The sequence below is a fragment of the Atopomonas hussainii genome (assembly GCF_900109735.1).
Lineage (GTDB): Bacteria > Pseudomonadota > Gammaproteobacteria > Pseudomonadales > Pseudomonadaceae > Atopomonas > Atopomonas hussainii.
Genome location: NZ_FOAS01000006.1, coordinates 108,405 through 131,971 on the forward strand (window position 1 = coordinate 108,405; position 23,567 = coordinate 131,971).

A 23,567-nucleotide genomic window follows, 5' to 3' on the forward strand; every position below is an offset into this window, starting at 1 on the left:
TTCCGGCTTAGTGAGCCCCCATTAACCGACGCGGTAGTTCGGAGCTTCCTTGGTAATTTGCACGTCGTGCACATGCGACTCAGCCATGCCGGCGCCAGTGATGCGCACAAACTGCGGCTTGGTGCGCATGTCCTCGATACTGGCGCTGCCGGTGTAACCCATGGCAGAACGCAGACCGCCCATCAGCTGATGGATAATCGCCGCCAGCGAGCCTTTATACGGCACGCGGCCTTCGATACCTTCCGGCACCAGCTTCTCGGCACCGGCGGAGGCGTCTTGAAAATAACGATCGGAAGAGCCCGTGCTCTGTGCCATGGCGCCCAACGACCCCATGCCACGGTAAGCCTTGTAAGAGCGGCCTTGGAACAGCTCGACTTCGCCCGGCGCTTCTTCAGTACCGGCAAACATCGAACCCATCATCACGGTAGAAGCACCGGCGACGATGGCTTTGGCCAAATCGCCGGAGAAACGAATGCCGCCGTCGGCAATCACCGGTACGCCGCGCTCGTTCATCGCCGCAGCCACGTTAGCAATCGCAGAAATCTGCGGCACGCCGACACCGGCAACGATACGCGTGGTGCAGATCGAGCCCGGGCCAATACCGACTTTCACCGCATCGGCACCGGCTTCAGCCAAAGCAATGGCGGCTTCTGCGGTGGCGATGTTGCCGCCAATCACTTGTACCTGCGGGAAGTTTTCTTTGGTCCAACGCACGCGATCAATCACGCCCTTGGAGTGACCGTGGGCGGTATCCACCACAATCACGTCCACACCGGCAGCGACCAGCGCAGTGATACGGTCACCGGTTTCCGCGCCTGTGCCCACGGCGGCGCCCACACGCAGACGACCTTGATCGTCTTTGCTGGCATTGGGGTAGGCCTTGGCTTTTTCGATGTCTTTAACCGTCATCATGCCTTTTAAGGCAAAGGCGTCATCGACGATCAGCACTTTTTCGATGCGGTGCTTGTGCAGCAGCTCGCGCACCTCTTTCGGATCGGCACCTTCTTTGACGGTGACCAGCTGATCCTTAGGGGTCATCACTTCGCTGATTTTCGCTTCGAGGCGGTTTTCAAAGCGGATATCACGCGAGGTGACGATGCCGACCAGATCGCCGTTGAGCAGCACCGGTACGCCCGAGATATTGTGCTGACGGGTCAGTTCCAGCAGATCACGCACGGTGGCTTCGGCTTCGATGGTGATCGGATCACGCACCACGCCGGCTTCGAACTTCTTCACCTTGCGAACTTCACCAGCCTGCTGCTCGATGGTCATGTTCTTGTGGATGATGCCGATGCCACCTTCCTGCGCCATGGCGATGGCGAGGCGCGCTTCGGTCACGGTATCCATGGCCGAGGATAACAGCGGGATATTCAGCTCGATGCCACGGGTGAGACGGGTCTTTAATGACACATCTTTGGGCAGAACTTCGGAATAACCGGGGATCAACAGAACGTCGTCGAAGGTAAGAGCTTCTTGGCTGATACGCAGCATGGCGGGCTCCCAAGCGGGAAAATTAAGAAGCGCGGCATTATACCCAGCCAAAGCCGCTCGCTCAACGCAATCAGACGGATAAAACCACTAGATATTGCGGTTTCTTGCCCTTAGCAGGCGCAACACACAGGGATAACAGCGCCGCACAGGTACGCGCTTAGGTATGATGCGCGCATGATGAACGATCCTTTTCAGCGCTTGGGCCTCGAACGTGAGGTGCTGAGCGTCAGCCAACTCAACCAGCGCGCGCGCAGCCTGCTGGAAGATGTGTTCCCGCAGGTTTGGGTCGAGGGCGAGATTTCTAACCTTGCGCGGCCGTCCTCTGGGCACGTGTACTTCACCTTAAAAGACAGCCAAGCGCAGGTGCGTTGTGCGTTCTTCCGCCAGCACGCCAGCCGCGTGCGCCAAGCGCTGCGCGATGGTTTGGCGGTAAAAGTACGCGGCAAGGTGTCGGTGTTTGAAGGCCGTGGCGACTATCAGTTAATCGTCGATTCGCTGGAGCCCGCCGGTGACGGTGCTCTGCGCTTAGCCTTTGAGGCATTAAAAGAAAAACTCGCCGCGGAAGGCTTGTTCAGCGCCGAGCGCAAACAGCCACTGCCCAGCCGCCCGCAACGGGTGGGCTTGATCACCTCGTCCAGCGGCGCAGTGATTCGAGACATGATCCATGTGTTCGCCCGCCGCGCGCCGGGTATTGAACTGACCTTAATCCCCACCGCCGTGCAAGGCCGCGAAGCGATTGGCCAGATCGTGCGTGCCTTACAACTGGCCGACAGCCAAGGCTTTGATGCGCTGATCCTCGCCCGTGGTGGTGGTTCGCTGGAAGACCTCTGGTGCTTTAACGAAGAACCCGTGGCCCGCGCTATTGCCGCCTGCCAAACGCCGATCATCAGCGCCGTGGGGCACGAAACCGATGTCACTATCGCCGACTTTGTGGCCGACGTACGCGCGCCCACGCCTTCGGCCGGCGCCGAGCTGCTGGCGCCCGATCAGCGCGAAGCCCAGCAGCGCCTTGATCAGTTACGCCGGCAACTGTGGCTACAGATCAATCAGCGCCTACAACGCGAACAACTGCGTTTAACCAGCCTAAGCCAGCGCCTGCGTCACCCGCGCGAGCAATTGCAGCGCCAAGGCCAGCGTTTGGATGACCTTGAACTGCGCCTGCAGCGCGCCATCCAACAGCAACTGCAACGCAGTCAGCAACAGTTCGAGCGCCAGCAGATGCGCTTGCAGGCGCAACACCCGGCTCGCCAACTGCAAGCGCTGCAAGAACGTTTGCAGCACCTCAGCCAACGGCTACCCAGCGCTATCGAGCGGCGTCTGCATAAACACGCAGAGCGCCTGCACGTACTGGCCGCCACGCTGCAAGCGGTCAGCCCACTGGCCACTTTGGGGCGGGGCTACAGCATTTTGCTCGACAGCCAAGGCCGCGCTATTCAGCGTGCCAGCCAAACCGAGCCCGGCCAACGCCTAAGCGCACGGTTAGGCCAAGGCGAGCTTAGCTTGCGCGTGGAAGACAACGGCATCAGCCCCAGCACGGCCTCACTGCTGGATTAACCGCATAAATAAGCCCTCAAGTGCAGACTCAGCAAGCCGACCTATACTGCTGATACGTCTGCCTTGAGGTTCCCCCCATGCTTCAGTCTCTGCGTGGTCAGCTGCTGACCTTAATTGCTGGCGGGCTGATCGCCGCCATTGTCATCGCCCTACTCTGCTTTAGCCTGCTAGCGGGCGATGTGCGCGCCTACCGCACCTTGCTCGACGAAGAAGTCGCCGCCGCCACCCTGGCCGACGAAGCGAACCTGAACTTTAAAATTCAGGTGCAGGAATGGAAAAACGTACTCCTGCGCGGCGCCGACAGCAGCGCCATGGACAAGTACTGGGGCGCCTTCCAAAAACAAGAAGCCGAAGTTCAGCGCAGTCTTGAGGCGCTAAGCAGCACGCTGCGCAACTACCCTAAACTGGCCAGTCAGGCGCAAGCACTCAAACGTGAACATGCGAGCATGGGACAGGCCTATCGCCAAGGCCAACAAGCCTTCGTGCAAGCCAATTTCGATGCCGCCGCCGGTGACGCTGCCGTCAAAGGCATTGACCGCGCCACCAGCGACCAACTCTCGGCCATCGTCAGCGAGCTGCATCAGCAAGTAGCCACCAGCGCCGCAAGCATTTCCCAACAAAGCCGCAAGACCAACTGGATTGGCAGCCTAGCGCTGATTCTTGGCTGCGCACTGGTGGGCATGGTTAGCCTGTGGCTGATCAACCGTCGGGTGATCGACCCCACCCGCGATCTGATCGAACATATTCACGACTTAAGCGAAGGCCGCTTTAGCCAGACCCTCACCTTAGAGCGCAGTGACGAGCTGGGCCGTCTCGCCCAAGCGGCAGAAAAATTGCGGCTGTTCCTCAGCGACACCGCCGAGAGCCTGAACAACAGTTCTCGCAGCCTGAGCGAAAACAGCCAAGTTCTCTCGCGCATCGCCCAACAAATGCGCCACGGCACGGAAGAGCAATTCTCGCGTACCGATCAAGTGGCCACCGCCATGCAGGAAATGTCCGCCACCGCGCAAGAGGTGGCACGCCATGCCAGCGACGCCGCAGGCGCCGCCGAAAAAGCCAATGGCGCGGCGCAGCAAGGCGACAGCGTGATGCGTGCGACGATTTCCACCATCACCAGCATGTCGGATGAAATCAGCCATACCGCGCAAGTGGTTAGCGCCCTCGAGAGCGACAGCGAACGCGTAGGCAAGGTGCTGGAAGTCATTCGCGGGATTGCCGAGCAAACCAACTTGTTAGCACTTAACGCCGCGATCGAAGCGGCCCGTGCTGGCGAAGCGGGCCGTGGCTTTGCTGTGGTTGCCGATGAAGTGCGCACCCTCGCCCAGCGCACGGCGGAGTCCACCGCGGAAATTCAGCAAATCATTGAGTCCGTACAAAACGGCGCGGTAAATGCGGTGAAAGCGATTGAAAGCGGCCAGACCCGCACCACCGAAGGCGTTACCCAAGTCAATCAAGCCGGGCAGCAACTCAAGCAGATCAGCCAAGCGATTGGCGCAATTTTGGACATGAACCGACAGATCAGCACCGCTGCCCATGAGCAAACCAGCGTGGCGGAAGAAATTGCCCGCAGCCTTGAGGAAATCACCGCCATCGGGCAGAGCAATATGGGCCACGTCGAAGATACCCACGAATCGAGCCTTGGCCTGTCGCGCCTTTCGCAACAATTGCAGCAACTCACCCATCGCCTCAGTGCTGGCTAAGCCAAGCCGAGGCTGTTTTAATCAAGTGCTATACGCTAAGCGGCCACCCTCGGTGGCCGCTTTACTTGACTAGAGAGAAGCTCACTTAACCGCTGCACAACTCGCAGTTAGCCTTAGTTACGCAGTGGTTGCGCAGTGATTGCCGGATTGCAGCAGCGCTGCCCAAGCTTCTAGACACTTCTTGCAATATTTTTTGACGACGTAAATTTGACCAGTCATTCAGCGGCTGGCACCGTGCATTGTTTATTGCAGGCCTACATAAGGACATACCCCCATGCTCACGCGGCGCTTGCTGATTACTTTTGTTGCTTTACTCGCTGTTGTTGGCGGGTTGGCGTTTCTCAAATACCAAAGCATCAGCGGCATGATGGCCAAGCTCGCCACGCCGAAACCGCCGATCAGTGTCAGCGCCAGCGCAGCCACAGCCAAAGACTGGCAATACCGGCTGCCGGCCATTGGCACGCTGACCGCCGCGCAAGGCGTGGAAGTGTCTAGCGAAGTGAACGGCACCATCAGTCAGCTGAACTTTGAATCTGGCCAAGCCTTGAAGAAAGGCCAACTCATCGTGCAGCTGGATGACGCCGTGGAGCGCGCCAGCCTCGCCACCGCGCAAGCAGAGCTGAAACTAGCGCAGCTGGAATTCACCCGCGGGCAAAATCTGGTCAAGCGCCAGACCATTTCACGCTCCGAGTTCGACGCCCTGCAAGCCCGTTTAGAACAAGCCAAAGCCAATGTTGCCCAGCTGCAAGCCACGCTGGCGAAAAAAGCCATTCTGGCCCCGTTTGATGGCCAAGTAGGTATTCGCAAAGTAGACCTCGGCCAGTTTTTATCCCCCGGCACCAGCATTGCCACCCTACAAGACTTGAGCGTGCTGTATGTGGACTTCTTCTTGCCCGAGCAAGACTTCCCCAAACTCAGCCTTGGGCAAACGCTGCACGCGCAAGTGCCGGCCTACCCTGATAAAGACTTTATTGGCCATGTGGTGGCCATCAACCCGAAAGTGGAAGACAGCACCCGTAACCTGCAAGTGCGCGCCGCCATTGACAACCCCAGCGGCCAACTGCTGCCGGGCATGTTTGCCCGCCTGAACTTACTGCTCGCCCAGCAAGGCCAAGTGGTTGTGGTGCCGGAAACCGCAATCACCTACAGCCTGTACGGCGACTCGGTGTATGTGGTGAGCAAAAACGCCGAAAACCCCGAGCAACTGACCGTAGAGCGGCTGTATGTCACCGTGGGTGAGCGCCGCGACGGCGTGGCGGTGATCGAAAAAGGCCTGCAAGGTGGCGAAACTGTGGTCACCGCTGGGCAACTGAAACTCGATAACGGCAGTCACGTCACCCTCGTGGATGACGTTGCCGCCCACGCCGAGTAAGGAGTGCCCATGCGCTTTACCGACCCGTTTATCCAGCGCCCTGTGCTGGCCACGGTGATTAGCCTGTTGATCGTGCTCTTGGGCTTTCAGGCCTTTAGCTCGTTGTCGATTCGCCAATACCCGAAGATGGAAAACGCCCTGATCACGGTGACCACCACCTACGCCGGGGCCAACACCGAGACGATTCAGGGCTATATCACCCAGCCGCTGCAGCAGGTGCTGGCCGGTGCCGAAGGCATCGACTACATGACCTCCAGCAGTCGGCAGAATGTTTCGACCATCAACATCTATGCTCGCCTAGGGGTAGACACCAACCAGCTGTTTACCGAGGTGATGGCCAAGGCCGCCGAGGTTAAAAACCAGCTGCCCAGCGAAGCCGACGACCCTGTAATCACCAAAAAAGCCGCTGACTCTTCGGCGTTGATGTACATCAGCTTCTCCAGCGATGAACTCAGCAACCCGCAGATTACCGATTACCTGTCGCGCGTGGTGCAGCCCAAACTGGCCACCCTGCCGGGGATTGCCGAAGCGCAGATTCTCGGCAACCGCACCTTTGCCATGCGCTTATGGCTCGACCCAGCGAAGATGGCCGCTTATGGCGTAACGGCGAAGGACATCAACGAAAAGGTTCGCGCCTATAACTTCTTGTCTGCCGCCGGCGAGACCAAGGGCGAATTAGTCGTTTCCAGCGTTAACGCGCAGACCGAACTCAAAGACGCCCGCTCGTTTGCCGCTATTCCGCTGAAAACCCAAGGCGACAGCCGCGTGCTACTCGGTGATGTGGCGCGGGTAGAGCTGGACTCAGCCAGCTATGACTCGGTGAGTTTCTTCGGTGGCGTGCCGGCGGTGTATATCGGCATTAAAGGCACCCCCACCGCCAACCCGCTGGAAGTGATCAAACAGGTACGTGAGCTACTCCCGCAGCTGGAACGGCAGTTACCGCCAGCGCTGAAACTGGATATCGGCTACGACGCCACGCTGTTTATTCAGGCCTCCATCGACGAGGTGGTGAAGACCCTGTTTGAAGCCGTGCTGATCGTCATCGTGGTGGTGTTCTTATTCCTCGGTGCGTGGCGTTCGGTGCTGATTCCGGTGATCACCATTCCGCTGTCGATGATCGGCGTGCTGTTCTTCATGCAGATGATGGGCTACTCGATCAACCTGCTCACCTTGCTGGCTATGGTGTTGGCCATTGGCCTGGTAGTGGATGACGCGATTGTGGTGGTGGAAAACATTCACCGGCATATCGAAGAAGGCAAAACGCCCTTCCAAGCCGCCATCGAAGGGGCTCGCGAGATTGCCGTTCCGGTGATTTCGATGACCATCACCCTAGCCGCCGTGTATGCACCGATTGGCTTGCTCAGCGGCTTAACCGGCGCGCTGTTTAAAGAATTCGCCTTTACCTTGGCCGGTGCTGTGGTGATTTCCGGCATTGTGGCGCTGACGTTGTCGCCGATGATGTGCGCCAAGCTGCTGCGCCATGAAGAAAACCCCAGCGGTTTAGCGCATAAGTTGGACCAGCTGTTTGAGCACCTCAAGCGGGTTTATCAACGCGCCTTACACAACTCGCTAGACACCCGCAGCGTGGTGCTGCTGGTGGCTGGCGTGCTGATTTTGGTGATTCCGGCGCTGTTTAAGTTCAGCAAAAGCGAACTGGCCCCCAGTGAAGACCAAGGCGTGGTGTTCGTCATCGCCAGCGCGCCGCAAACCGCTAACTTGGAATACCTAACCCGCTATACCGATCAGTTCACTGCGGTGTTTAAGCAGTTTCCCGAGTACTACTCGGCCTTCCAGATTAACGGCACCAACGGTGTGCAAAGCGCCATCGGCGGCATGTTGCTCAAGCCTTGGAACGAGCGCACACGCACCCAGCAAGAGCTTCTCCCGCTGGTACAGGCCGAGCTGAACAAGATCCCCGGCATCAAGATTTTCACCTTTAACCGCCCTAGCCTGCCGGGCAGCGGTGAAGGTTTGCCGGTGCAGTTCATCATCAACACGCCGAACGATTACGAGTCGCTTTTGCAAGTCACCCAGCGCATCAAAGAGCGCGCGGTGGCCAGCGGCAAGTTCGCCTTCTTAGATATCGACTTGGCGTTCGATAAGCCCGAGATCGTGATTGAAGTCGACCGCGAAAAAGCCGCGCAAATGGGCGTGGCCATGCAAGACATCGGTAGCACCCTAAGCACCTTGCTTGGCGAAGGCGAGATCAACCGCTTTACCGTGGACGGGCGCAGCTACAAGGTGATCGCCCAAGTGGAACAGCGTTTCCGTGATAACGCCGGCTGGCTGAATCAATACCACGTGAAAAGCAGCAGTGGGCAGATGGTGCCACTGGCCACGGTGATCAGCATTCGTGATCGCGCACGGCCAACTCAGCTCACCCAGTTCCAGCAGCTGAACTCGGCGCTGATTCAGGGTGTGCCTATGGTCAGCATGGGCGAAGCGCTGGAAACCTTGCAGCAAATTGCCGACGAAGAAGCGCCGCAGGGCTTTACCTACGACGTGGCTGGCCAGTCGCGGCAATACGCCCAAGAAGGCACTGCGCTGTACATGACCTTTGCCTTGGCACTGGCGATTATCTTCTTGGTGCTGGCAGCGCAGTTTGAAAGTTTCCGCGATCCGTTGGTGGTGCTGATTACCGTGCCGTTATCCATCTGCGGCGCGCTGGTGCCGATCTTCTTGGGCTACGCCACGCTGAACATCTACACCCAAGTGGGCCTCGTCACTCTGATTGGCTTGATCAGTAAGCACGGCATCTTGATTGTCGAGTTCGCCAACCAACTGCGTGACGAGCGCGGCCTGAGCCTGCGTGAAGCGGTTGAAGAAGCCGCGTCTATTCGCCTGCGCCCGGTGCTGATGACCACCGCCGCTATGGTGCTCGGCGTGCTGCCGCTGATCTTCGCCGAAGGTGCCGGCGCGGCCAGCCGCTTTAATATCGGCTTGGTGATTGCCACGGGGATGACCATTGGCACCTTGTTCACCTTGTTCGTGTTGCCGGCGCTATACACCTATCTGGCCCGCGAGCGGCAAAACGTACCTGCGCTCGAGTAAACCGCTAGCCCAACAAAAAGCCCCTGCGCGCACATGCGGCAGGGGCTTTTTGTTGGCGTCTAGGCGTTAGGTTTACTGTTTAGTGATCGCACTGATCACGCCATTCATGCCCTTGGCGGTGAACTTAAAGCTCACCTTGTCGCCCACGCTTAAGCCCTCGAGCAACTTGGCATCGGTGACGGCAAAGCCCATGGTCATCTTCGGCCAGTTGTGGCTAGCCACCGGCTCATGGTCGATCACCACTTGCTGACGGTCAGGCAGCAGCGCCTTAATCACGCCCTCGCCTTCGCCGGCCATGCCCATATCGCCATGCTCCATGGACATTTTTTTATCTTGCATGCCATTGACCATGCCATGACCTTCGCCGTGCATGTTGTTATGCATATCGGCCATGTCACCCATGCCCTCGTGCATGTTGGCCATCTTGTCTTGCATGCCCGCTTTCATGCCCTCTTTCATCCCCGCAGCCTGGCTGGCAGCTTCCTGCACGGCGGGGGCCGTAACCGCCTCGGTACTGTGGTGCGCTGCTTCTGCTAAAGCGTGCAACGGTAAAGCTGTACCCATCACTAAAGCCAATACGATTGTTTTCATGGTGTTTCTCCTTAGGGTTGCTCTTGCTGCGGGGCGCTGACGGATTCAACGCTCCGTTGGGCCTCGCGGCCATGCCATAGGCGGTAAGCCGCCGGTAAAACGAACAGGGATAACAAGGGCGCGCTGAGCATGCCGCCGAGCATAGGTGCGGCAATGCGGCTCATGATTTCGCTGCCGGTGCCCGAGCCCCAGAAGATCGGCGCCAAGCCCGCGACGATGGTTGCCACTGTCATAGCCTTGGGGCGAATGCGCTGCACCGCGCCCTCACGAATAGCCGCCAGTAAGCCATCTGGTCCGGTGTGACCGAGGCTCTGGTGGTCGTGCCAAGCATTGCGCAGGTACAACAGCATGATCACGCCAAACTCAGCAGCCACCCCGGCCAAGGCAATAAAGCCCACCCCGGTAGCCACCGACAGGTTGTAGCCGGCCAAGTAGATAAACCAGATGCCGCCAATCAGCGCGAACGGCAGGCTGGCCATAATCAACACGGCCTCGCCGACGCGGCTAAAGGTTAAGTACAAGAGCACGAAGATGATCATCAGCGTGGCCGGCACCACCAGCTTTAGCCGCGCATTGGCCCGCTCGATAAACTCGAACTGCCCCGAGAACGCCACGCTGACGCCTGCGGGCAATTCGACCTGCTCAGCCACTTGCGCGCGCAAGTCGTTAACCACCGACACTAAGTCGCGCCCGCGCACATCGATATACACCCAGCCCGACAAGCGCGCGTTCTCGCTTTTCAGCATCGGCGGGCCATCGGTGATCAGTACATCGGCCACTGTACCTAAGGTGATTTGCGCGCCGCCGGGGGTGAAGATCGGCAACTCTTTCAGCGCCGCAGGCGAGTCGCGCCACTCGCGGCCATAACGCAGACTGATCGGAAAGCGCGCCAGCCCCTCGACGGTTTCGCCGATGTTCTGCCCGCCGATAGCACCGCTGACAATCGCCTGCACATCAGCAATGTTCAGCCCGTATTGCGCGGCGCGAGCGCGATCGATACGCACATCCAAGTAGCGGCCGCCGGTTAAGCGTTCGGCCAAGGCCGAGCTTACCCCCGGCACTGTGCGGGCGATTTTCTCCACCTGCGCGCTGACCTTATCGATCTGATCCAGATGATCGCCGGCCACCTTCACCCCAATCGGGCTCTTGATGCCGGTAGCTAACATGTCGATGCGGTTACGAATCGGCGCAATCCACAGGTTAGCCAAGCCCGGCACTTGCACGGCGCGGTCGAGTTCTTCCACCAGTTTTTCCGGCGTCATGCCCGCGCGCCACTGCTCACGCGGCTTAAACTGGATAATGGTTTCAAACATCTCCAGTGGCGCCGGGTCGGTGGCACTCTCAGCGCGCCCGGCCTTGCCAAACACGCGGTGCACCTCAGGCACGGTTTTGATCAAGCGGTCGGTTTGCTGCAACAGCTGCGCGGCCTTTTGCGCCGACAGCCCCGGCAAAGCACTGGGCATGTACAGCAAGTCGCCTTCATCCAGCGGCGGCAAAAACTCGCCACCGAGTTTAGACAGCGGCCAGGCGGTGGTCGCCAGCAACAAGGCCGCCACCACTAAGGTGGTTTTCGGCCAGGCCAGCACCTTGTCGAGCAGCGGCTGATACACACGAATCAAGCCACGATTAAGCGGGTTGGCGGTTTCGCTAGGAATTTTGCCGCGAATCCAGAAACCCATCAGCACCGGGATCAAGGTCACCGCCAGCGCCGCCGACGCCGCCATGGCGTAGGTTTTGGTGTAGGCCAACGGGGCAAACAAGCGGCCCTCTTGCGCCTCAAGGGTAAACACCGGCACGAACGACAGGGTAATGATCAACAGGCTGAAAAACAGCGCCGGGCCGACTTCTTCCGCCGCTTGCATAATCACTCGCCAGTGCGCTTCGCCTTTCAGTACCTCGCCGGGATGGGCGTGCTGCCAGGCTTCGAGCTTTTTGTGCGCGTTCTCGATCATCACCACCGCGGCATCCACCATGGCGCCCACGGCAATCGCGATGCCGCCGAGCGACATGATGTTGGCGTTAATGCCCTGCGCCTGCATGACGATAAACGCCACTAGCACGCCAACCGGCAGCGAGATAATCGCCACCAACGACGAGCGCAAGTGCCACAAGAACAGCGCGCAAATCAGCGCCACCATCAGAAACTCTTCGAGCAGCTTGCTCTTGAGGTTGGCCACCGCGCGGTCGATCAAACCGCTGCGGTCGTAAGTGGTGACGATTTCCACACCCTCGGGCAGGCTGCTTTGCAGCTCGGCCACCTTGGCTTGCACGGCGGCCAAGGTGCTGCGGGCGTTTTTGCCGCTGCGCAAAATCACCACACCGCCCACCGCCTCGCCCTCGCCGTTCAACTCGCCAATGCCACGGCGCATCTCCGGGCCTAACTGAATATGCGCCACATCGGCCAAGGTCAGCGGCACGCCGTTGCTGTCGAGCCGTAGCGGAATAGCACGGAAGTCCTCCACGCTTTGCAAGTAACCCGAGGCGCGCACCATAAACTCGGCCTCGCCCAGCTCCAGCACACTGCCGCCAGCCTCTTGGTTAGCGTTGTTGATCGCTTCGGCGACTTGCTGCTGACTCACCCCACGGCTAGCCATGCGGATCGGGTCGAGCAGTACCTGATACTGACGCACCATGCCGCCAATGCTGGCCACTTCGGCTACGTTTTCCAGGCTGATCAGCTCGTAGCGCAAGAACCAATCCTGCAAGGCGCGTAGCTGCGCCAGATCGTGCTTACCGCTGCGATCCACCAGCGCGTATTGGTAAATCCAACCCACCCCGGTGGCGTCTGGGCCCAGGCTCGGCTGCACGCCCTCCGGCAGGCGCCCTTGCACTTGGTTGAGGTACTCCAGCACCCGCGAGCGCGCCCAGTACAAGTCAGTGCCGTCTTCAAACAGCACATAGACAAAGCTGTCGCCGAAGAAGGAAAACCCGCGCACCGTGCGCGCCCCCGGCACCGACAACATGGTCGAGGCCAGCGGATAGGTGACTTGGTTTTCCACTAACTGCGGCGCCTGACCGGGGTACGAGGTGCGGATGATCACCTGCGTGTCGGATAAATCCGGCAGCGCGTCGATGCCGGTGTTTTGCACCGACCACACGCCCCACACGCAGGCAAAAATGGTCGCCAGCAGCACCAGCAGGCGGTTATGCACCGACCAGCGAATCAGCGCGGCAATCATGGCTGCACCTGCCGGTTTTCATGCTCTGCGTGCGGGTCTTGGCTGAGCTTGTCGATCTGCATCAGGGTTGGCCCGGCATCACCTAGGCTCACCCCCACGCGTACTTTGTCGCCCACCTGCAGGCCTTGTTTCAGCGCGGAGTCGGCCAGCGGAAAGCCCATGATCATGCCCGGCATATTCAAGCTTTCAAACGGGCCGTGATCGAGTAGCAGGCTGTTCTCTTCAATGGCCAGAATGCTCGCCTCGGCCTCGTGCAGGGTTTGCCCATGACTGGCGGATTCCTCCAGCGACTGGGCCAAAATACCGCGCAGGCTGGCCTCCGAGTCGATCAGGAATTGCCCCGAACGCACCACGCGCTGTCCAGCCTTGAGCCCGGCCAGCACTTCGACGCCTTGGCGAGTTTCGCGGCCAAGCTTGACCTCCAATGGGCGGAAGCGACCATCGTCTTCGGCAAGCATCACTAAGGTGCGCCGTCCAGTGCGGATCACCGCCTCGCTGGGGATTGCCAACGCCTCACCTTCGTCACGGCGCAAACGCACTTGTGCGGTCATGCCCGGGCGCAGTTGTCGTTCGGGGTTGGCCAGCTCCACGCGCACGCGTACGGTGCGGCTGTCTTGGTTGGCTTGTGGCAGCACGGCGGCAATCTTGCCTTCCAACACGCGGCCCGGCAGTGCCGCTAGGCGTGCGGTCACCGCTTGGCCGCTGGCTAAAGTGCTGGCCTCGGCCTCGGGCACAGCGACTTCCAGCCACACGCTGGCCAGCGCGTTAATTCGCGCTAGGGTTTGCCCGGCGCTTAAGGTCATGCCTTCGCGCACCTCTAAGGTTTCAATTACCCCGGCCAAAGGGCTGCGCACGGTCCATACACTTTGCAGGCGGCCGGTTTTCTCCAGCTGGGCAATCATCTCGGCAGGCAAACCGGCCAAGCGCAAACGCTGCCGGGCAGCACTGAGTAATTCGGCCTCGCCTAAGCCACGCAGGGCTAAATACTCCTGCTGCGGGGCGCTCCAGGCCGGCACTAACAAGTCCACCAACGGCTCGCCAGCGGCGATCACGTCTTCCGGTGCATGAGGGTAGATGCGTTCGACAAAACCTTCGGCGCGCGCCTGCACCACGGCTAAATCACGGGCGTTGAATTGCAGGGTGCCGACCACATCCAGCTCGCCGCCGAGCGCCATGCGCTCGACAGTCGCCAAGCGCATACCGAGGTTCTGGGTGATGCTCGGGTCGATACGCACGCTGGCGCCGTCGCCGCCTTCATCGGCGTAACGCGGCACTAAGTCCATATCCATAAACGGCGACTTGCCGGGTTTGTCGAACTTTTGCTGCGGGTACATAGGGTCGTACCAATACAGCACTTCGCGCTCGGCCTTAGTGGCCGCTGAGTTGCCGTGAGCGGCATGCGGATCAGCGGCCAGCGCGGCGCTAGCCATGAAACTGGCGAGCAGTGCCAGGGCGATACGATTGAGGCTCATGGCTGGCCCTCCATAGCAGTCTGTTGGCTGGGGTCGAAGGCAAAAAACAGCGCGGCGTTAGCCAGTGCGCGTTGTTCACGCAGGTCGATATCACGCAGCTGCGCCTCGATATGCTCGCTACGCGCGGCTATCACCTCACTTAAGCTGCCCTGCCCGCCGCGATAATCGGCCAGCGCCAGCTTGGCGCGCTGGGCGGCCAGCGGCAGCATGGTTTGCTCGCTACGGCGCACGGCCAATTGCAGGCGCTCCAGCTCGGCGAGGCCTTGCTCTAACTCGGCCTGTAGTTGCAGGCGCAGGTCGTCACGCTGCGCTTGGGTTTGGCTGAGCCGCGCTTGCTCGGCGGCAATGCGTGGGCCTTGGCGGCTGCCGATAAAGAGCGGCAAATCCATCGACACCTGCAGGCTAACCATGTCGCCAAATGCCGGATCACGGTTTTGGTAGGCGACTTCCCAGCTCCAGTCTGGGGTTTTCTCTGCCACGGCTAAGGCCACATTGGCTTCGGCTTCGCGGGTTTGCGCCCCCGCCGATTGCAGCGCCGGGTGGCTGAGTAGTGCTTGGCGATAGGTTTGCCGCGCCACCGGCCAGCTGGGCCAGTCGCCCGTTAAGCGACTAGCGGGCTGGCCAAGCCAGCGGCTCAGTTGTGCTTGGTTTTGCCGCAGTTGCGCCTGCAAGGCATCTTGCTGCTCTTGCAGCAGTGCTAATTGCTGGCGTGGCACTAAACGCTCGGCGCTAACGCCCTGCCCCGAGGCCAAGCGCGCTTGCACGGCCTTATCGAGCAGCTGGTTCTCTTTAATCAGCGCCGGAAACAACGCCAAACGCTGCGTGCTGGCCCAACTGCGCAGCCACGCTGCGGCGGTTTGCGCGGCAATTGATTGCGCTTGGTAATGCGCCGCGGCGTGCGCACTGCCCAACGCGGCATCGGCCTGTTGCTGCCATGCCTCGCGCTTGGCACGGCTGGGCATTTCTTGCATTAAGCCAACCATTTGCATGGTCATCGGCTCGCGGTTTAAACGCAGCCGATCATCGCTTTCAATCGGTACGTTTTGCAGGCCCAAGCGCAGTTGCGGGTCGGGCAAAGCGGCGGCGGGTATCCGCGCTTGTTCCGCTGCCTGCACACCGGCAGCGCTGGCCTTTAATAACGGCGCCTGCTGCGCTTGGCTTAAAGCTTGCTCAAGAGTCAGTGCCTGCGCTGGCAGCACGGCCATAGCGCACAGCAGCACGGCCAGTGCACGCACCGGTTTGGGTAAATCAATAGGTTGCATGGTGCAAACATCCTGAAAAGTGCGGCAAGGCCGCGCTTGAATGCTGAGTTAACTCGGCATTCCCCTGTTAGGTCGCAGGGTTCAGGCTTGTGGGGGGCGTAATAAGCTGGCCGCAGGCGCTGCTGGCCAGTACGGCAGGAAAGAACTCACCAGCGCTTGTGAACTCGGCACCATCAGGTTGAGCGGCTCCAGCACTAAAACACTGTGCACTGGCTGGCAATCTAACCCCATAGGGCAGCTGTCATCGGGGTTGTGCGTGCTGCTTGGCGGCGGCTCTGCCATGTCGCAGCAAGCATGTGCGTTGTCTTGCGCTGCGAGTGGCGCCATGTGGTGCCCGGCGTGCTGCGCCGGCATCGCCTGCATGGCCGCTTGCATGCTGCCGGGCATTTGGCACTGACCCACAGCCGCCAACGCCTGTGCCACCACATTGGTAGACAGGCACAGGGCAAAGAGGATCGCAGCCAAATAGCGCACCAGAGCACACTCGCAAATAAGACGATGAACGCAGGCTAACCCTTACCCTAGGTGAAGCTCAACCCGTTGTAAGCGACAAAAATCAGCCGACGGAATCCACACTGGACAGCCGCTTGCTCACGGCATCCACCAGTTTGTCGGGCTGGAATTTCGATAAGAAATCGTTACAGCCGACCTTCTGCACCATGGCCAAGTTGAAGTTGCCCGACAGCGAGGTATGCAGCACCACGTACAAGTCAGCCAAGCGCGGGTCGCTGCGAATTTCGGTGGTCAGACGATAGCCGTCCATCTCCGGCATTTCCGCATCGGTGATGATCATCAGCAACTTGCGCGGCACATCTTCGCCGGCATCGGCCCATTGTTTGAGCAGCTGCAAGGCTTTTAGGCCATCGCTGACGGCATGAATCTTTAAGTTCAGCTGGCGGAGGGTGTCGCGCATTTGCATCAGCGCGGTGCTGGAGTCATCCACCAGCAGCACTTCGCGGCCTTGTGCAGCGGTTAAGGTGGGGTCTTGCAGACGCTCGCTGGAAACTTTGGTGTTGTACGGCATGATCTCGGCCAACACCTTCTCGACGTCGATGATCTCCACCAGCTTGTCTTCGACTTTGGTGATCGCCGTCAGGTAGTGATTGCGCCCTGCGCCGTCGGGCGGCGGCATGACGGTGTCCCAAGTGAGGTTGATGATGCGATCAACCCCACCAATCAAGAACGCCTGCACCGAGCGGTTGTACTCGGTGACGATAATGGTGCTGGTGGGCTGTGGCTCGATCGGGCGCATGCCAATGGCCTGCGACAGATCGATCACCGGGATGGTATGCCCGCGCAAATGCACCACGCCCACGACGCAGCGGTGGCGCTGCGGCATCTGGGTCAGCTTGGGCATTTGCAGGACTTCCTGCACTTTGAACACGTTGATGGCAAACAGCTGGCGGCCACTGAGCTGGAACATAAGGATTTCCAGCCGGTTTTCACCCACCAAACGGGTACGCTGATCAACGTTATGCAGAACGCCTGACATACTTCACCCTCCAAGGACTACCACAAAGTGTAGTCGCAACCTTTATTAAGCGTGCAAATCGGCGGATGAAGGGCTTTCTTGAGTATTAAGTCGGCTAACGCGGGTAGCCGGTGATATCGCGAATGCTCATATACAGCGGCTTGAGCTGCTTATACATGCGCAGATACACCTCTTTATACAGGCGGTCGTAGGTTTTGCTGGCCTGCGGATTAGGCTGGAACACATCGCCCACCCGCGTCATGGCTTTAATCGCGCTGGGGTAGTCGGCGTGCAAACCAAGCCCGACGGCGCAGTCGATAGCAGCACCTAAGCCCGAGGTTTCATAAATATGCGGGCGCTCGGCAGGAATACCGAAGATATCCGCCGTTAGCTGCATGGCCGCATCACTCTGCGAACCGCCGCCAGATACCCGCAAGCGGGTAATCGGCGTGCCAGAGCGCTTCTCGATTTTCTCTTTGCCTTGCCGCAGGGCGTAGGCCAAGCCTTCGAGAATGGCGCGATAGACATGCGCACGGGTGTGCACATCGCCAAAGCCGATAATTGCGCCTTTGGCCTCTGGCCCCGGCTCACGCACACCCGGCGACCAATACGGCTGCAACATCAAGCCCATCGAGCCCGGCGGCACCGAGTTGACTAAGGTGTCGAACAACTGCTCCGGCGCCACGCCCAGCTCTTTGGCTTTTTGCTGCTCGCGCAGGCCAAATTCGCGCTTAAACCAACTGACCATCCAAAAGCCGCGATAGATCATCACCTCGGTGTTGTAGTGATCCGGCAGCGCCGCTGGGTACGGCGGCATAAAGGGGATGGTTTCTAGGTAGCGTTTGGTGGTGGTGTTGATCGTCGCGGTGGTGCCATACGACAGACAGCCAATCGACGGTTCGATGCCGCCGGCGCCGAGCACTTCGCAAGCTTTGTCCGACGCCGCCGCTACCAATGGCAAGCCCTCGGGGATGCCGGTATGCGCGCTGGCCTCTGCGCTGATCAGCCCCAGCACTTCGCCGGGCTTGTGCAGGCGTGGCAAGTGGCTGCGCTTAACCGGCAGCGCTTGCCATTTCCAATCGGAATCTTTCGCCCAGTTCAGGCGTTTGAAGTCGAACGGCAGATAGCCCACGCAGCAGCCGACGGAGTCCACATATTCGCCGGTCAGGCGGTAGCTCAGGTAGCTAGATAGCAGCAGGTATTTGTCGGTGTTACCCCACACATCGGGCTGGTTTTGCGCCACCCAGTTAGCCGGTGCTTGAGCGCGAAAAGCGTTGATGGTGTCAGACAGCCCGGCCAAACGAATCAGCCAACCCCACGGGCCGCGAATCGACCCGTTTACCTCGGCATGGCGTTGATCCATCCACACAGTAGCTGGGCGCAGCGGCTGGCCCTGTGCGTCAAGATTGACCAAGGTGCCGCGCTGGGTGGTGAGCGCCACGCCTTTGAGCGTGCTGCGGTCGATATCGACGCTATCCCACAACTGCTGGCAGGCCTGCCCTAAGGTTTGCCAATAGTAGTCCGGGTGCTGCTCAGCCCAATTGGGCTGTGCGGAGAAATATGGCTCGATCTCCACCTTGCCTTTGCCGAGCAAGTTGCCGTGCAGGTCGAACAACAAGGCGCGCACGCTTTGCGTGCCATTGTCGATTGCCAGAAGGGTTGCATCGCGCTGCATAAGCATCCTTAAGCCGGTGTGTGGCGGGCGGGCACGCTGTAGCAGCGGCGCCAGAGGGTTTGGTAGGCGGCGACTTCGGCGTCCCAGCGGGTGTCATCCCAGCCGAGCACCGCTTGGCAGCGCTCACGAATGCTCGCCATCAGCGGCAGGCCACCTTCGGGCAACAACAGGCCCAAGCGCGTGCGGCGCAGTAACAAGTCATCCAAGTGCAGCACCAGCTCATGTCCGGCGGCCCACACCAGCTCCGCCCACAGGGTTTGCGTATGGGCCACGCGGGCGGTGCCAAGGCTGGTGATAAGCTCCGCCAGCGCTGAGCAATCGCGCCCATAGCGGCCGTGCAAACGCTGGCTGGCCTGCGGGCTGAGCGGCAGTTCAGGCATTGGCGTTGCCGCAAATACGCGGCTGCCGTGGTCGGCCACGGTTTTACCCACCATCGGCGCACAGGCGCTGAGCACCTCCAACGCCAACAGACGGAAGGTGGTCAGCTTGCCGCCAGACAGCGTCACGCAGCCGGGCTCTACCCACAGGGCATGCTCGCGGGTTTCGTCGGAAGGTTTTTTGCTCGGCGTGGCCTCGTCACTCACCACCGGGCGCACCCCGGCCCACGTAGCGGTGATGTCGGCTGCGCCAATCTGCGCAGCGGGGAATTGCTGCGCGCAGGCAGCTAATAAATAGTCGACTTCACTTTGGCTGATTGCCGCATCGCTATCCAACGGGCTGCGGTGATCCAAATCGGTGGTGCCCACCACCGTCACCCCTTCCCACGGGAAGACGAACACCGGGCGCTTATCTGCGCGGTGCATAAAGCTAAAGGCATGCGCCACCGGCAAACGCCACGCTGGCACAACCAGATGGCTGCCGCGCAGCGGGCGAATATGTTCGGCGCTGCCTTGGCGATTCCGCAGCTCATCGGCCCACGCGCCGGTGGCCAGCGCCACGGCTTTGCTGCGCAGGGTGAATAGGCGGCCGCTTTCGCGGTCTTCCACGCTTAAACCGGTAACACGCTCGCCTCTCTCACCACCAGCAGTGCGCTGTAGCTCTTTGACCTGCATGGCGTTGAGCGCCACGCCGCCTTCGGCGCGCGCCTCGCTGAGCACACGCATCACCAGCCGGGCATCGTCGGTGACGGCATCCTGAAACTCGGTAGCGCCTTGCAGCGCCTGAGTATTCAGCTGCGGGGCCAAAAAGCTCAGCGCTTGCGGCGGATGAAAGCGGTGCAGGCGCTGCCCGGCCAGCGCGTCATACACGCTGAGCAAGCCGCCAAACACCCGTGGGCCGGGAAAGCTGCCTTGGTAATGGGCAAACAAGAACGGCAATGGCTCGATCAGCCCCGGCGCCTCGCTGAGCAAGCGCTGGCGCTCGCGCACCGAGTCGCGGGTCAGGCCCAGTTGGCCCTTGGCGATATAGCGCAGCCCGCCGTGAACCATTTTGGACGAGCGGCTAGAGGTGCCCCAGGCGAAGTCGCGCTGCTCCAGCAACAAGCAGCGCCAGCCGCGCCGTGCGGCCTCACGCAGAATGCCCGCACCGGTGATCCCGCCACCGACGACGATCAAGTCCCACTCAGGCTGCTCCAGCTCGCTCAGCGTACGATCGCGCCAAGCGGCATTCCAGACGGTGTGCGGCATGTTCAATCCTGCAACAGTTTGCCGGGATTCAGGCGCTGCTCGGGGTCGAAGTGCTTGGCCAGCGCCTTGAGCGTGGCGATGCCCAGCGGGCCCTTCTCAATCGGCAAATACGGCGCGTGGTCAGCACCGACGCCGTGCTGATGGCTGATGGTGCCGCGGTTGCGCACGATCAGTTCACTGGTGGCGTACTTGAGTTTCTTCCAACGCGCCAACGCGGTGGCGTAGTCGCCGCCGGGGCGGTACACGTACGAGGTGTAAATGCTCGAGCCTTGACCATACACGTGCGACAGATGAGTAAACACATGCACGCGTTCGCCTTCATCTTTCAACGCGTCGCGCAGGCTGGTTTCGATCTTGTTCAGCAGGCTATCGACATTGCACCAGTCGGTGGCGGTTTCTAGGGTGTCCACCACGTAACCGGCCTGCCACAGGGTTTCACGCAGATACGGCAGGCGGAAACGCTTTTCCGCCCACTTGCGGCCCAGAATGGTGCCGGTAAACACGCCCCGATACGGCTTACACAGACGCTTAACCTGCTTGTACGACGCCGCGTTTTGCGTGCGATTGCCAGTTAAGCCGAACATCAGCATGCACTTGCCTTCACCTGCGCCGCGCAGCTTGAGGTATTTCTCCAGCAAGCCGATTTCGGCCGGGTGGCCGGCCAACGCCAGCTGGGTTTCTGTCTCAATGGCGTTGGACAGGCGCAGCATCGACAGCGGCACTTTGGCTTGGGTCAGCGCACGAATGGCGCCTAAGGCCTGCTGCCAGCTGGGCAAAAACACCGCGTAGAAGTTTTCTTGCTCGGCCAAGGGCGTTACCCGCACTTTAACCTCGGAGATAATCCCGAAGCGCCCTTCACTGCCAAGCACCACTTCGCGCAGATCCGGCCCCGCTGAGGAGGCGGGAATGGTGGGGATTTCCAGCGGACCGGCAAAGGTTTCTAAGGTGCCACCGGCAAACAGCTGCTCGATGCGCCCATAGCGCAGCGACTGCTGACCGCTGGAGCGACTGGCCACCCAGCCGCCCAAGGTCGACAACTCCCACGACTGCGGGAAATGCCCCAAGGTGTAACCCTTGGCGCGCAGCTGCGCTTCGACTTGCGGGCCATTGACGCCGGGGCCGAAAGTGGCCAGCTGGCTTTCGGTATCTAAATCGGTGAGCTGGGTCATGCGCTCCAGCGATACGGTCAGTACCGGCTTGGCGCTTTCATCCGGGTTGATGTGCCCGGCTACCGAAGTGCCACCGCCGTAGGGAATCACAATCACATCGTGCTCTTGTGCATAGGCCAGCAGCGCGCGGATATCCTCAGCGCTTTGCGGGTAAGCCACGCCATCGGGGAACACGCCAAAGCGCCCTTCGCGCACCGCCAGCCAGTCCGGCAGGCTCTGCCCGCGGGCATGGCGCACGCGGTCTTCGGCATCCAGCACCACCAGCGGGTGCGCGACTAGGCGACTGGCCGGCACCTGCTCAAGCACCTGCGCCAAACTGGCATCGGGCAAATGCTGGCCGGCGCCAATGCGCTCGGCGACAAACTGCTGGCCGTGCTCTGGCAACGGCATATCGTTAGCTTCATCACCCCAACCATTCCAACGGCGCATGGCAACTCCTTAAATTAAAAAAATCTGCTGCTTATACTAAGTCGCGCTAAAAAACCGTCACTGTCCTATCACGACAGCACTGGTCACCAATAACGACAAATGACACCGCACATGCAATCACTGGGCTACACCTCGGTTCCTGCCGTTCACAAATACTTACGCCAAGCCGAGCACTTAGGGCTCGACAGCCAAGCGGCGCTTTTGCGTGCCGGTATCGACCCGCAAATACTCAGTGACAACGGCCAGCGCATCAGCGGTGAAGCCCTAGAGAAGCTGCTGCTCGACTTGCTCGAGCAAGGCAAAGACCCGCTGTTTGGCCTGCACAGCGCGCACTTTGTGCAGCCGGGCTCGTGGAGCGTGCTGGGCTACATCACCATGAACTGCGCCAATTTAGGCCAAGCCATCGAGCGTATCGCGCCGTACGAAAAGCTGGTCGGCGATATGGGCACTAGCCATATCGAGCCACACGGCGACGCCATCTTGCTGTACTGGCAGTGCCGCCACCAACACCCGCTGGTGCGCCGGCACATGATTGATAACGTGATGGCCAGTTGGCTGCTGTATGCCCAGTGGATTGCCGACATGCAGCGCTCGCCGCAAGCCGTGTGGCTGGAGCACGCCCTGCCCGATGGTGCTAGCGAACAAGACTATCAAGCCGTATTTGGCTGCCCCGTGCTGTTTAACCAACCGAAAAGTGGTTTGTTGATTCCGCAGGAATACCTCAAAGCGCCGCTACGCCAAGCCGACGCCAACCTGCTGCGCACGCTAGAAGAACACGCACTCAGCCTGATGGCCGACTTAGATGACGAAGAGCCCCTGCCGGTGCGCGTGAAGAACACCCTGCGCCTGTTATTAAAAGACGGCGTGCCGCGCAAAGAGAAAGTCGCCGAGCGCTTTAACATGACCGTGCGCACCTTACAGCGTCACTTGCAGGCGGCCGACACCAGCTATCAGGTGATTCTCGATCAGCTGCGCCAAGAGCTCGCCGAGCACTATTTATTGCACACTGACTTGGCCATTCAGGACATCGCCCACTACCTTGGTTTTAGCGAACCGCGCTCGTTTCACCGCAGCTTTAAAGGCTGGACGGGGCACACCCCAGGCGATTTTCGCCAGCACGGCAAAGGCCATTCTGCGCCCTAAAAAAACCACCCTAACCCCTTGTGCGCTATTACTTTTTCTGTAAAATGCGCGCACACAAACGGAGTGTAGCGCAGCCTGGTAGCGCGTCTCGTTCGGGACGAGAAGGTCGCTGGTTCGATTCCAGTCACTCCGACCATATTGAAAAACCCGCTTCTTAGAAGCGGGTTTTTTATTGCCTAAATTTTAGCTTTCGACGGCACTCGCACAGAAAAAAGCCTGACGCCAACAAGCAACGTCAGGCTGTTCTTTTTAAGCTGTTATAAAAGCGCTGATTTAATCGTCGAACGATTCAAGCACAAGGCGTACGGAGCACAGCAACTGAGGCATACCACCTGGTAGACGAGGTTGCAAGCACTGCACAACACAGTGATTGGACCGTGCAG

15 protein-coding genes and 1 tRNA gene are annotated in these 23,567 nt (G+C 60.1%); 6 read left to right on the plus strand and 10 right to left on the minus strand.

Annotated features, from left to right (window positions below; translation table 11 throughout):
• Window positions 1–21: 21 nt before the first annotated feature.
• Window positions 22–1,491, minus strand: a complete 1,470-nt coding sequence (gene guaB, locus BMX80_RS07315) for an IMP dehydrogenase (protein WP_074866864.1) — start codon at window positions 1,489–1,491, stop codon at window positions 22–24.
• Window positions 1,492–1,665: 174 nt separating this feature from the next.
• Here guaB and xseA point away from each other — a divergent pair, with 174 nt between their 5' ends.
• The 4 genes from xseA to BMX80_RS07335 all read left to right on the plus strand — a co-directional run bounded on the left by xseA (window position 1,666) and on the right by BMX80_RS07335 (window position 9,168).
• A complete protein-coding gene (gene xseA / locus BMX80_RS07320) occupies window positions 1,666–3,045 on the plus strand; it encodes an exodeoxyribonuclease VII large subunit (RefSeq protein WP_074866867.1) in 1,380 nt (459 codons plus the stop codon).
• 77 nt (window positions 3,046–3,122) lie between these two features.
• Window positions 3,123–4,745, plus strand: coding sequence for a methyl-accepting chemotaxis protein (locus tag BMX80_RS07325; protein ID WP_074866870.1), 1,623 nt, complete (start codon window positions 3,123–3,125; stop codon window positions 4,743–4,745).
• 274 nt (window positions 4,746–5,019) lie between these two features.
• Window positions 5,020–6,117 carry an efflux RND transporter periplasmic adaptor subunit gene (locus tag BMX80_RS07330; RefSeq protein WP_074866872.1) on the plus strand — a complete coding sequence of 366 codons (1,098 nt, stop codon included), beginning with the start codon at window positions 5,020–5,022 and terminating at the stop codon, window positions 6,115–6,117.
• Between the two features lie 9 nt (window positions 6,118–6,126).
• Complete coding sequence (locus tag BMX80_RS07335) at window positions 6,127–9,168, plus strand: multidrug efflux RND transporter permease subunit (protein WP_074866875.1); 3,042 nt, start codon at window positions 6,127–6,129, stop codon at window positions 9,166–9,168.
• 72 nt (window positions 9,169–9,240) lie between these two features.
• On the opposite strand, the gene BMX80_RS07340 is transcribed toward BMX80_RS07335, so the two are convergent.
• From BMX80_RS07340 to BMX80_RS07380, 9 genes are all read right to left on the minus strand, one after another.
• The gene (locus BMX80_RS07340) at window positions 9,241–9,759 is read right to left on the minus strand and encodes a copper-binding protein (protein WP_083394272.1); all 519 of its coding nucleotides are present in this window, start codon (window positions 9,757–9,759) and stop codon (window positions 9,241–9,243) included.
• A gap of 11 nt (window positions 9,760–9,770) precedes the next feature.
• Window positions 9,771–12,938: an efflux RND transporter permease subunit gene (locus BMX80_RS07345; protein WP_074866878.1), complete on the minus strand. Its 3,168-nt coding sequence runs from the start codon at window positions 12,936–12,938 to the stop codon at window positions 9,771–9,773.
• Entirely contained in the window at window positions 12,935–14,410 is a 1,476-nt protein-coding gene (locus BMX80_RS07350; RefSeq protein WP_074866881.1) for an efflux RND transporter periplasmic adaptor subunit, read from the minus strand. Before BMX80_RS07350 ends, BMX80_RS07345 begins: the two co-directional genes overlap by 4 nt.
• The gene (locus BMX80_RS07355; protein ID WP_074866884.1) at window positions 14,407–15,672 is read right to left on the minus strand and encodes a TolC family protein; all 1,266 of its coding nucleotides are present in this window, start codon (window positions 15,670–15,672) and stop codon (window positions 14,407–14,409) included. Before BMX80_RS07355 ends, BMX80_RS07350 begins: the two co-directional genes overlap by 4 nt.
• Before the next feature lie 81 nt (window positions 15,673–15,753).
• Complete coding sequence (locus BMX80_RS07360; RefSeq protein ID WP_139214041.1) at window positions 15,754–16,137, minus strand: hypothetical protein; 384 nt, start codon at window positions 16,135–16,137, stop codon at window positions 15,754–15,756.
• A 91-nt stretch (window positions 16,138–16,228) separates the two neighbouring features.
• Window positions 16,229–17,164 (minus strand): chemotaxis protein CheV, encoded by a 936-nt coding sequence (locus tag BMX80_RS07365; RefSeq protein WP_071870361.1) that lies wholly within the window; start codon window positions 17,162–17,164, stop codon window positions 16,229–16,231.
• Between the two features lie 94 nt (window positions 17,165–17,258).
• On the minus strand, window positions 17,259–18,818 hold the full coding sequence (locus tag BMX80_RS07370; RefSeq protein ID WP_074866891.1) for an FGGY-family carbohydrate kinase: 1,560 nt from the start codon (window positions 18,816–18,818) through the stop codon (window positions 17,259–17,261).
• An 8-nt stretch (window positions 18,819–18,826) separates the two neighbouring features.
• Window positions 18,827–20,443 carry a glycerol-3-phosphate dehydrogenase/oxidase gene (locus tag BMX80_RS07375; protein WP_074866894.1) on the minus strand — a complete coding sequence of 539 codons (1,617 nt, stop codon included), beginning with the start codon at window positions 20,441–20,443 and terminating at the stop codon, window positions 18,827–18,829.
• A gap of 2 nt (window positions 20,444–20,445) precedes the next feature.
• Entirely contained in the window at window positions 20,446–22,041 is a 1,596-nt protein-coding gene (locus BMX80_RS07380) for an FAD-binding oxidoreductase (RefSeq protein WP_074866896.1), read from the minus strand.
• A 111-nt stretch (window positions 22,042–22,152) separates the two neighbouring features.
• Here BMX80_RS07380 and gliR point away from each other — a divergent pair, with 111 nt between their 5' ends.
• Window positions 22,153–23,184, plus strand: coding sequence for an AraC family transcriptional regulator GliR (gene gliR / locus BMX80_RS07385; protein ID WP_074866899.1), 1,032 nt, complete (start codon window positions 22,153–22,155; stop codon window positions 23,182–23,184).
• 59 nt (window positions 23,185–23,243) lie between these two features.
• Window positions 23,244–23,320, plus strand: a tRNA-Pro gene (locus BMX80_RS07390).
• The last annotated feature ends 247 nt before the right edge of the window (window positions 23,321–23,567 follow it).

Bases quoted from the DNA above. Each gene is read 5' to 3' on its own strand.
- BMX80_RS07380 (WP_074866896.1), bottom strand. From the start codon at position 22,041: ATGCGCCGTTGGAATGGTTGGGGTGATGAAGCTAACGATATGCCGTTG.
- BMX80_RS07345 (WP_074866878.1), bottom strand. From the start codon at position 12,938: ATGATTGCCGCGCTGATTCGCTGGTCGGTGCATAACCGCCTGCTGGTG.
- BMX80_RS07375 (WP_074866894.1), bottom strand. From the start codon at position 20,443: ATGCCGCACACCGTCTGGAATGCCGCTTGGCGCGATCGTACGCTGAGC.
- BMX80_RS07370 (WP_074866891.1), bottom strand. From the start codon at position 18,818: ATGCAGCGCGATGCAACCCTTCTGGCAATCGACAATGGCACGCAAAGC.
- BMX80_RS07350 (WP_074866881.1), bottom strand. From the start codon at position 14,410: ATGAGCCTCAATCGTATCGCCCTGGCACTGCTCGCCAGTTTCATGGCT.
- gliR (WP_074866899.1), top strand. From the start codon at position 22,153: ATGCAATCACTGGGCTACACCTCGGTTCCTGCCGTTCACAAATACTTA.
- BMX80_RS07365 (WP_071870361.1), bottom strand. From the start codon at position 17,164: ATGTCAGGCGTTCTGCATAACGTTGATCAGCGTACCCGTTTGGTGGGT.
- BMX80_RS07355 (WP_074866884.1), bottom strand. From the start codon at position 15,672: ATGCAACCTATTGATTTACCCAAACCGGTGCGTGCACTGGCCGTGCTG.
- BMX80_RS07325 (WP_074866870.1), top strand. From the start codon at position 3,123: ATGCTTCAGTCTCTGCGTGGTCAGCTGCTGACCTTAATTGCTGGCGGG.
- BMX80_RS07330 (WP_074866872.1), top strand. From the start codon at position 5,020: ATGCTCACGCGGCGCTTGCTGATTACTTTTGTTGCTTTACTCGCTGTT.
- BMX80_RS07340 (WP_083394272.1), bottom strand. From the start codon at position 9,759: ATGAAAACAATCGTATTGGCTTTAGTGATGGGTACAGCTTTACCGTTG.
- guaB (WP_074866864.1), bottom strand. From the start codon at position 1,491: ATGCTGCGTATCAGCCAAGAAGCTCTTACCTTCGACGACGTTCTGTTG.
- xseA (WP_074866867.1), top strand. From the start codon at position 1,666: ATGATGAACGATCCTTTTCAGCGCTTGGGCCTCGAACGTGAGGTGCTG.
- BMX80_RS07335 (WP_074866875.1), top strand. From the start codon at position 6,127: ATGCGCTTTACCGACCCGTTTATCCAGCGCCCTGTGCTGGCCACGGTG.